This window comes from Enterobacter sp. (assembly GCF_977039595.1).
This window is the reverse complement of sequence record NZ_CDRQYH010000032.1, coordinates 34,991-44,479: the sequence shown is the minus strand read 5'-3', so window position 1 is coordinate 44,479 and position 9,489 is coordinate 34,991. Positions and strand designations below refer to the sequence as shown.

Below are 9,489 nucleotides of genomic sequence, written 5' to 3'. Positions count from 1 at the left end.
GGTTGACATCACCATGTCCCAGAACCAGCTGACCTATAACCGTCTGAACGTCACCCTGACCCGCGATGACGTAATGGGTGAAAGCCTGTACAACCCAATGCTGCCCGGCATTGTGGCTGACCTGAAAGCGAAAAACCTGGCGGTGGAGAGCGAAGGCGCAACGGTTGTGTTCCTTGATGAGTACAAAAACAAGGAAGGCGAACCGATGGGCGTGATCATCCAGAAAAAGGATGGCGGCTATCTCTACACCACGACCGACATTGCCTGCGCGAAATACCGTTACGAAACGCTGCATGCCGACCGCGTGCTGTACTACATCGACTCCCGTCAGCACCAGCACCTGATGCAGGCGTGGACCATCGTGCGTAAAGCCGGTTACGTGCCGGACAGCGTTCCGCTGGAACACCACATGTTCGGCATGATGCTGGGTAAAGACGGCAAGCCGTTCAAAACCCGTGCGGGCGGTACGGTGAAGCTGTCCGACCTGCTGGACGAAGCGCTGGAACGCGCCCGTCGTCTGGTGGCCGAGAAGAACCCGGACATGCCGGCCGACGAGCTGGAAAAACTGGCCAACGCCGTGGGTATCGGTGCGGTGAAATACGCGGATCTCTCCAAAAACCGTACCACCGACTATATCTTCGACTGGGATAACATGCTGGCGTTTGAAGGTAACACGGCGCCATACATGCAGTACGCCTATACCCGCGTGCTCTCGGTATTCCGTAAAGCCAATATCGACGAAAGCGTGCTGGCGAATGCCACCGTGACCATCACCGAAGATCGTGAAGCACAGCTGGCGGCGCGTCTGCTGCAGTTCGAAGAGACGCTGACGGTTGTCGCGCGTGACGGCACGCCGCACGTAATGTGTGCTTACCTGTACGACCTGGCGGGTCTGTTCTCCGGCTTCTACGAGCACTGCCCTATTCTGTCTGCGGAAAACGAATCGGTTCGCAACAGCCGCCTGAAGCTGGCGCAGCTGACGGCGAAGACCCTGAAGCTGGGTCTGGATACCCTGGGTATCGAAACCGTAGAACGCATGTAATACAAAAAACCCGGCAATCGCCGGGTTTTTTTTTTGCAGTCCTGGTAATCCAACCGTCAGCGATAGTTCACGATGACGGAATTGCTTTGCACCTTCAGCGCCGGAATCAAACGCCCCCCACCCGGCACTTCCCAGATGAAACGCAAAGGTTCAATAGCCGGTACGCCGTTGAACGCCTGCGTTGTCCCATTTTCGCCGTCGATTTCGGTACAGCGCGTCTGAGAGCAGAGGCGCACCCGCAAGCCCGCTGGCGTAGGGCCAATCAGCCGATAGTTCCAGACCACAAGGCCCATCTGACCGGAGACCTCTTCTGAAGGCGCCAGCGGGTTAGACGACATAGCAACACCGCGATTGCTGAGGGTCACCCCCATGCTGCTCGCCTGCCAGGTGCCTCCCCCGGCAGCCTGCGCCGCCAGCGGGAAGAGCAACATCCAAAGCCATTTACGCATTATTTTCCTCCAATCGTCGCGGTCATGCGGATATGACGGTTATCCGACAGCTCCAGATTCGACAGCACGACCAGCTGGTTCAGGCTACGACGCAGGAAGCGGGACAGCAGCGGACGCAGCGCGTGGTTCACCAACAGCACCGGCGGCGCGCCGAGCATCTCCTGACGCGCCAGCGCCTCCTGCGTTTGCGCAAGCAGACGGTCCGCCAGGCCCGGCTCCAGACCGCCTCCGCCCTGCAGAGCCTGCAGCAGCAGACGCTCAAGCGGCGTATCGAGTCCGATCACCTGCACTTCCCCGGTTCCCGGGAACCACTGCTGGGTAATGGCGCGTCCCAGCGCCACGCGCACCACCGCCGTCAGCTCGTGCGGATCGCTTTGTATCGGCGCGTGTTCGGCAAGGGTTTCCAGAATGGTGCGCATATCGCGGATCGGCACCTTCTCGTCGAGCAGGTTTTGCAGCACCTTGTGCAGCGTGGTTAAGGTCAGCACGCCCGGGACCAGATCTTCCGTCAGCTTCGGCATCTCCTGCGTGACGCGGTCCAGCAGCTGCTGCGCTTCCTGACGGCCAAACAGCTCCGCCGAGAATTGCCCAATCAGGTGATTAAGATGGGTCGCCACCACGGTACTGGCTTCAACAACCGTATACCCTTGGATCTGCGCCTGCTCTTTCAGGGCGCTTTCAATCCAGATAGCGGCCAGGCCAAAGGCCGGATCGATAGTTTGCTCGCCCGGCAGCGTGCCTGCGGCGGTGCCGGGGTTAATCGCCAGCCAGCGGCCCGGATAGGCATCACCGCTGCCAATTTCGACACCTTTCATCAGGATGCGATAGCGCGCGGGCGGCAGGTCCATATTGTCGCGGATGTGTACCACCGGCGGCAGGAAGCCCATATCCTGCGCGAATTTTTTACGGATACTGCGGATACGGCCGAGCAGCTCGCCGTCCTGCTGGAAATCGACCATCGGGATCAGGCGATACCCGACTTCCATTCCCAGGGAATCTTCCAGCTGAACGTCGTTCCAGGTCGCTTCGACGGCCTGGGTATTCTCCGGCATTTTGACCTGAACAGGTTCCGCTGCCGGTTTGGTTTCACGGCCACGCATCCACCAGGCAAGCCCCAGCAGCCCCGCCGTAAACAGCAGGAAGACGAGGTTTGGCATCCCCGGCACCAGGCCGAGCAACCCGAGAACCGCAGCGGCCAGCAGCATCACGCGCGGGTTGCTGAACAGCTGGCCCACCATCTGCTCGCCAACGTCCTGATCGGTGCTCACGCGGGTCACAATCACACCCGCCGCAGTGGAGATAACCAGAGCCGGGATCTGCGCGACCAGACCGTCACCGATAGTCAGCAGCGTATAGCTTTCCGCCGCGTGGCCCATGTCCATCCCATGCTGCAGCACGCCCACCAGCAGGCCGCCGACCACGTTAATCACCATGATCAGAATGCCCGCGATGGCGTCACCGCGCACAAACTTACTCGCACCGTCCATTGAGCCGTAGAAGTCCGCCTCCTGCGTCACCTCCGCACGGCGTTTTTTGGCTTCATCTTCGGCGATAAGACCGGCATTCAGGTCGGCGTCGATCGCCATCTGCTTGCCCGGCATTCCGTCGAGCACAAAGCGCGCGCCCACTTCCGCAATACGCCCTGCACCTTTGGTGATGACCATAAAGTTGATGATCACGAGGATGACGAACACCACGATACCGATAGCGAAATTGCCACCCACCAGGAAGTGGCCGAACGCCTCCACCACTTTACCTGCTGCTGCCGCCCCGGTGTGACCTTCCATCAGGATGATACGCGTGGACGCCACGTTCAGCGCCAGTCGCAGCAGGGTGGTAAACAGCAGAATGGTCGGGAACGCGGCGAACTCCAGGGTACGCTGGGTGAACATCGCCACCAGCAGCACCATAATGGACAGCGCAATATTGAAAGTGAAAAGCAGATCGAGTATGAACGCCGGAAGCGGCAGTACCATCATCGACAGAATTAGCAGGATCAGAATCGGCCCGGCCAGAATCTGCCATTGGGTCGATTTCAGGTTGCCGGGCAGGCGCAACATTGCCACCAGATTAGCCATCAGTGTCCTTCTCGTTCATAAAATCCAGCGCGGCAGGCACCGGAAGGTTCTCAGGTTTCACAGGCCGTTGACCGCCGGCCAGACGCCAGCGCTTCAACTGCCATACCCAGGCCAGCACTTCCGCCACGGCGGCGTAGAGTTGTCCCGGGATCTGTTGTCCAATATCCGCATGGCGGTAAAGGGCACGCGCCAGCGGAGGGGCTTCCAGGATCGGCACGCGGTGTTCCGTGCCAATTTCCCGGATGCGCAGCGCGATCAGCCCTGCCCCTTTTGCCACCACTTTCGGCGCGCTCATTTTGTTTTCGTCATAGCGCAGGGCAACGGAATAGTGCGTCGGGTTGGTGACGATGACGTCGGCCTTCGGCACATCTTCCATCATGCGGCGACGGGCGGCGGCACGCTGCATCTGGCGGATACGCCCCTTCACGTGCGGGTCACCTTCCATCTGCTTATATTCGTCACGGATGTCCTGACGTGACATGCGCAGCTTTTTGAAGTGGGTATAAAGCTGGAAGATCACGTCAAAACCCACCATCGGGATAATGCTGAGCACCACCAGCAGTGCGCAAAGCCCGACAAGATTCAGCGCGTTGCTCATCGCGGTGAGAGGCGATTCGCTGATGAGACGCATCATTTCCGGCCAGTGGTACCAGAGGTAAAACCCCGCGGAACTGCCCATCAGCACCGATTTGAGAATGGCTTTGAGCAGCTCCGCCCCGGTCTGAGCAGAGAACATTTTCGCAATGCCCGGCAGCGGGTTGAGTTTGGAAAATTTCGGCTGCAGCGATTTGGCACTAAAAACCAGACCGCCGAGCATCACCGGCGAGACCAGCGCGACCAGCACGACCCCGGTAATCAGCGGCAGCAACGCGACCATCGCCCCTTTTATCAGCTGAATAATCTGGCTGAGGATCAGATTCGGATCGTTGACCATGCTGTGGTCAAAACGCAAGCCGGTTGACAGCATTCCCGCCAGCTTGCGGGCGAGCGACTCCCCGCCCCACCAGATAATGCACACGCCTACGATAAGGATCAGCAGGGAGGTCAATTCTCGGGATCGGGGGATTTGCCCTTCCTCACGCGCCTTTTCTAGTCGGTGGGGTGTGGGGGCTTCCGTTTTGTCGTCGTTCTCTTCTGCCACAGTGCATGCTCAGCCCATTACGTCACGGGTATCATGCCAGCGCAGCGGAAATCCAATGGCGGGAAAAGCCCGTTTATTCGGGCTCTTTTCGGTGATTTTGTCGCAAACCGCCTCAGGCGGCGTAACCTCCTGAGGCGGAAAGGACTATCAGAAGCCGAGGCTGTCCAGCAGGTCGTCTACCTGATCCTGGCTTGCCACAACGCCTGCCTTGGTGGCGTCGAGCTGTGGACCATTGAGCAGGCTTTCGTTCTCGCGTTTTGGACGGGCTGCCGGTTCCGGAATGTTCTCCAGCAGAACCATCAGCAGCTGGCGCTCAATCTCCTGGATAACATCCATCATGCGCTTGATGACCTGACCGGTCAGGTCCTGGAAATCCTGCGCCATCATGATGTCCAGTAGCTGGGCGTTGGTGAAGCTGGTGTGGCCCGGCACATCGCCAAGATACTGACGAGTATCCGTTACCAGCTCGCGGGCATCAGCCAGCTCGATAGGGTTTTCAAACCACTCGTCCCAGCGTTTGCTCAGGGCTTTCGCCCCCTTTTCCATCGCATCCTGGTGCGGCTGTGATGCTTCAACGCTGTTCAGCGCACGTTCCGCAGCCTGAGCGGTCATCTGCACGACATAGTCCAGACGATCGCGGGCATCAGGAATAGCTTCCGCCGCTTCGGCAATCGCCTGATCCAGACCCAGCTCGCGCAGGCTGTCACGCAGCATGCGCGTCAGGCTGCCGATGCGGACGATGATATCGCTCGGCGAGTGTTCTTCAACGGGTTTCATAGCAGGTTGCAACATTTCCATCACCTCACATGCCGAGTTTCTCGAAGATCTTACCGAGCTTCTCTTCCAGGGTTGCCGCGGTGAATGGCTTCACCACATAGCCGCTTGCGCCCGCCTGTGCAGCGGCAATGATGTTCTCTTTTTTCGCTTCTGCAGTGACCATCAGAACCGGCATAGAGGCCATTCCCGCATCGGCACGAATAGTTTTCAGCAGTTCCAGACCGTCCATGTTTGGCATGTTCCAGTCGGAGATAACAAAACCAAACCCGCCAGCCTGCAGTTTGTTCAGCGCATCAACGCCATCTTCTGCTTCTTCAACGTTGTTGAAGCCCAGCTCTTTCAGCAGGTTGCGTACGATGCGACGCATGGTGGAAAAGTCATCCACAACCAAAAACTTAAGCTCTTTATCCGCCATAAAATAATACTCCTGAGTCAAATACGTATTGCCTGTCCGGCACTGATTTTCGCCAGCATCTGCTGGCTTACCTGGCTAAGATCGACCACTTCGCTCACGCCACCCATATTGATGGCCTCGCGCGGCATGCCGAACACCACACAACTTGCTTCATTCTGCGCAATCGTCCAGGCGCCAGCCTGGTGCATTGCAAGCATTCCGGCGGCACCGTCGTTGCCCATCCCCGTCAGGATCACCCCTACGGCGTTGCGCCCCGCATGTTTCGCCACCGAATGAAACAGCACATCCACCGACGGACGGTGCCGGTTGACCGGCGGTCCGTCATGAATTTTGATTTGATAGTTAGCGCCGCTGCGCGCTAGCTCCATATGCTTGTCGCCCGGCGCGATATAGGCATGCCCCGGGAGCACGCGCTCGCCGTCTTCCGCCTCTTTCACGCTGATCTGGCACAGCTTGTTCAGGCGTTCGGCGAACGAACGGGTAAAGCCTGGCGGCATATGCTGAGTGATCAGAATACCCGGACTTGAAAGCGGCAATGGCTGGAGTACATGACGAATTGCCTCTGTTCCTCCGGTTGACGCCCCAATGACCAGCAGTTTTTCCGAGCTGAGTAATGGACCGGCCTTCAGGGTCGCCGGCGCGGCCATCGGCGTGTGCGCGGCAAGCTTCGCACGCGACGCGGTGCGGATCTTCTCGGCGATCATCTCGCTGTAGGCCAGCATCCCTTCGCGAATGCCAAGCTGCGGCTTGGTGACAAAATCCACCGCCCCCAGCTCCAGCGCGCGCAGGGTGATTTCAGATCCTTTCCCGGTCAGGGAGGAGACCATCACCACCGGCATAGGCCGCAGCCGCATTAATTTTTCGAGGAAATCGATGCCATCCATGCGCGGCATCTCGACATCCAGCGTTAGCACATCGGGGTTATATTTTTTAATTAAATCCCGCGCTACCAGCGGATCGGGCGCGGTTGCCACCATCTCCATGTCGCTGTGGCTATTGATAATTTCAGTCATGATCTGACGCATCAGCGCTGAATCATCGACAGACAACACCCTGATTTTACTCATGCTTTTTCCTTACTCAGCGCATATACCGTTTGCCCACGCAGGCTAAACTCACGCACGAGGTTGCTGAAGTTTTCCGAGTGCCCGGCAAACAGTAAACCGTCAGGCTTGAGCAACGGAACAAACCGACGCAGAATGTCCTGTTGCGTCGTTTTATCAAAATAGATCATGACGTTACGGCAAAAAATGGCGTCGAACGGCCCCGGCACGTTGTACTGCTTATCCAGCAGGTTAACGGGCGCGAATTCGACGCAGTTCGCCAGCTCCTGGCGTACGCGCACCAGGCCTTCATGCGGGCCTGTCCCGCGCATGAAATAACGCTGCAGCTGCTGCGGCGACAGCGTTTTCAGTTCATCCTGGCGATAAACGCCGTTACGCGCCTTCTCCAGCACTTCAGTATCGATATCGCTGGCGTAGACCTTCCAGCGTCCCGGCGTCATTCCCAGCGTATCGGCAAGGGTGATCGCCAGCGAGTATGGCTCTTCACCCGTCGAGGCGGCCGCACTCCAGACGCGATACTCCCCGGTGCGACGGCGCGCATGCTCGGCCAGAACCGGGAAGTGGTGAGCTTCACGGAAAAACGCCGTCAGGTTGGTGGTTAACGAGTTAATAAAAGCCTGCCACTCGGCGCTGTTCTGGTTCGCCTCGAGCATGCTCAGATAGCGGCCAAAATCATCCAACCCCAGCGTACGCAAGCGCCGCACCAGACGGTTGTAGACCATGTCCCGCTTATGATCCGCAAGCACGATCCCCGCACGCTGGTAGATTAACTGACATATCCGACGAAAATGCGCGTCGGACAGCGCGAGGCGCTGTGTCATCTGCAACAATAATGACGTTTGCCCAGGGGGCATTGGTGATGTCATAGCGCCTTCTTAATTACATTCAGGATACAACTGGCACGGCCTGCGACCGCCCGACTTCTGTTACTGCTTCAACGTGCTCTTTCACATTAAATACCGCGACCAGTCCGGTAAGACGATCCGCCTGGCTGGCCAGCTGATCGGTTGCCGCTGCCGCTTCCTCAACTAACGAGGCGTTCTGTTGCGTCACCTGATCCATCTGGCTGACCGCCTGGGCAACCTGCTCAATGCCGCGACGCTGTTCATCCGACGCCGAGGCAATTTCGCCCATAATGTCGTTAACCCGCGTCACGGAGGTGACGATCTCGTGCATGGTTTTCGCCGCCGTATCCACAAGCGTTGAGCCCTGCTGAACGCGCGAGACCGACTCTTCGATCAGGACCTTGATTTCTTTCGCCGCGTTGGCGCTGCGGCTCGCCAGGTTACGTACTTCCCCCGCCACCACCGCAAACCCGCGCCCCTGCTCCCCGGCTCGCGCCGCTTCCACGGCGGCATTCAGCGCCAGAATGTTGGTCTGGAACGCGATACCGTCAATCACGCTGATGATGTCACCAATTTTCTGCGAGCTGGTGGCAATCTCCTGCATGGTGCTGGCGACATGGGACGCCTGGTCACCGCCTTTCTTCGCCGTCATCGCCGCCTGTTTTGACAGGTCAGACGCCTGACGCGCGTTATCCGCGTTCTGGCTTACCGTCGCCGTCAGCTGCTCCATGCTGGCCGCCGTCTGCGCCAGCGAGGCCGCCTGCTGCTCTGTGCGGGATGAGAGATCGTTGTTACCCGCAGCAATCTCTGAGATCCCGGTGTGCATGGCATAGCTGCCCTGCCGCACGTCGCTCACCGTTTCCCGCAGCGATCCCTGCATCGCCTTCAGGCTGGCAAAAATCGCCGAAATTTCGTTTTTGCCGAACACCGCCACCGGACGCGCCAGGTCGCCTTTTGCAATACTGTCGAAATGGCTGCTGACGATCGCCAGCGGCTGCACAATCATTCTGCGCGACCAGAGCAGCGCCCCGCCGGTCAGCAACCCTGCCAGAATCACCACCACGGCGAAGATGACGCCCGACATGTGATAGCTTTGACGGCTCTGGTCACCGGCACGCTGTACAGACTGGTTGATATCCTGCTGCCAGGCGTTAAAGCTGCCGTCAAACGCTGCCTGAGACGCCTGGACCGGTGCGGTCATAAAGTCCGACAGCTGGTTGTTCTCAAGCCACGTCGCCTGGTGGTCCAGATCGCTGTACCACTGCTCAAAGTTCGTCTTCATGGCGGCCTTCAGCGCTTTCTCTTTCTCGCTGTCGGCGGCCTGCGCCGTAAAGGCTTTAAACTGTGCGTCAGCCTGTTTCAGGCTGTCGCGCGCGGTTGCCATCAGCGCTTTAATGTCATCCGGCGGATAGCTCAGCGCGGTTAAGGTTCCCGCCTTGTTCAGCGCAGTGCTTGCCTGCAACAGCACGGCACGCGTTTGTGCCAGTGCGGAGCGCTGCTGATTACTCGCCTCAACTTCCTGCAAATTCTGATAGCCATCGCGAAACGCCCAAAAAGACAACCCGTTACTGCCAACCTGCAACACACCGCAAAGGATCAGAATCAAAAACAGTGTGGTCGAGATACGAATACGATTTAACATCCACGCTCCCATCAAGCGGCAAGCAGCCGCGGTTTA

Annotated in this window: 9 protein-coding genes; 1 reads left to right on the top strand and 8 read right to left on the bottom strand. The window is 58.6% G+C overall.

Annotated elements, in window-relative coordinates:
* Positions 1–1,042 (top strand): arginine--tRNA ligase (gene argS / locus ACWYRJ_RS11830; RefSeq protein ID WP_455507935.1); only part of this gene is annotated, 1,042 nt, incomplete at its 5' end.
* Positions 1,043–1,098: 56 nt separating this feature from the next.
* On the opposite strand, the gene flhE is transcribed toward argS, so the two are convergent.
* The 8 genes from flhE to tap all read right to left on the bottom strand — a co-directional run bounded on the left by flhE (position 1,099) and on the right by tap (position 9,453).
* Positions 1,099–1,491 (bottom strand): flagellar protein FlhE, encoded by a 393-nt coding sequence (flhE, locus tag ACWYRJ_RS11825; RefSeq protein WP_111964826.1) that lies wholly within the window; start codon positions 1,489–1,491, stop codon positions 1,099–1,101.
* A complete protein-coding gene (flhA, locus tag ACWYRJ_RS11820) occupies positions 1,491–3,569 on the bottom strand; it encodes a flagellar biosynthesis protein FlhA (protein ID WP_111964827.1) in 2,079 nt (692 codons plus the stop codon). The genes flhE and flhA overlap by 1 nt, the downstream gene beginning before the upstream one ends.
* Complete coding sequence (gene flhB / locus ACWYRJ_RS11815) at positions 3,562–4,710, bottom strand: flagellar biosynthesis protein FlhB (protein ID WP_048992249.1); 1,149 nt, start codon at positions 4,708–4,710, stop codon at positions 3,562–3,564. The genes flhA and flhB overlap by 8 nt, the downstream gene beginning before the upstream one ends.
* 147 nt (positions 4,711–4,857) lie before the next feature.
* The gene (gene cheZ, locus ACWYRJ_RS11810) at positions 4,858–5,502 is read right to left on the bottom strand and encodes a protein phosphatase CheZ (RefSeq protein WP_111964828.1); all 645 of its coding nucleotides are present in this window, start codon (positions 5,500–5,502) and stop codon (positions 4,858–4,860) included.
* 10 nt (positions 5,503–5,512) lie between these two features.
* Positions 5,513–5,902, bottom strand: a complete 390-nt coding sequence (gene cheY, locus ACWYRJ_RS11805) for a chemotaxis response regulator CheY (protein ID WP_008500431.1) — start codon at positions 5,900–5,902, stop codon at positions 5,513–5,515.
* A gap of 17 nt (positions 5,903–5,919) precedes the next feature.
* Complete coding sequence (locus ACWYRJ_RS11800) at positions 5,920–6,969, bottom strand: protein-glutamate methylesterase/protein-glutamine glutaminase (protein ID WP_008500430.1); 1,050 nt, start codon at positions 6,967–6,969, stop codon at positions 5,920–5,922.
* Positions 6,966–7,832: a protein-glutamate O-methyltransferase CheR gene (gene cheR / locus ACWYRJ_RS11795; protein WP_111964829.1), complete on the bottom strand. Its 867-nt coding sequence runs from the start codon at positions 7,830–7,832 to the stop codon at positions 6,966–6,968. The genes ACWYRJ_RS11800 and cheR overlap by 4 nt, the downstream gene beginning before the upstream one ends.
* A 19-nt stretch (positions 7,833–7,851) precedes the next feature.
* Complete coding sequence (tap, locus tag ACWYRJ_RS11790; protein ID WP_133294695.1) at positions 7,852–9,453, bottom strand: methyl-accepting chemotaxis protein IV; 1,602 nt, start codon at positions 9,451–9,453, stop codon at positions 7,852–7,854.
* Between the last annotated feature and the right edge of the window lie 36 nt (positions 9,454–9,489).

What these genes read in the sequence shown, in the direction of transcription:
- flhA (WP_111964827.1), bottom strand. Translation starts at nt 3,569, where the DNA reads ATGGCTAATCTGGTGGCAATGTTGCGCCTGCCCGGCAACCTGAAATCG.
- cheR (WP_111964829.1), bottom strand. Translation starts at nt 7,832, where the DNA reads ATGACATCACCAATGCCCCCTGGGCAAACGTCATTATTGTTGCAGATG.
- ACWYRJ_RS11800 (WP_008500430.1), bottom strand. Translation starts at nt 6,969, where the DNA reads ATGAGTAAAATCAGGGTGTTGTCTGTCGATGATTCAGCGCTGATGCGT.
- flhE (WP_111964826.1), bottom strand. Translation starts at nt 1,491, where the DNA reads ATGCGTAAATGGCTTTGGATGTTGCTCTTCCCGCTGGCGGCGCAGGCT.
- cheY (WP_008500431.1), bottom strand. Translation starts at nt 5,902, where the DNA reads ATGGCGGATAAAGAGCTTAAGTTTTTGGTTGTGGATGACTTTTCCACC.
- cheZ (WP_111964828.1), bottom strand. Translation starts at nt 5,502, where the DNA reads ATGTTGCAACCTGCTATGAAACCCGTTGAAGAACACTCGCCGAGCGAT.
- tap (WP_133294695.1), bottom strand. Translation starts at nt 9,453, where the DNA reads ATGTTAAATCGTATTCGTATCTCGACCACACTGTTTTTGATTCTGATC.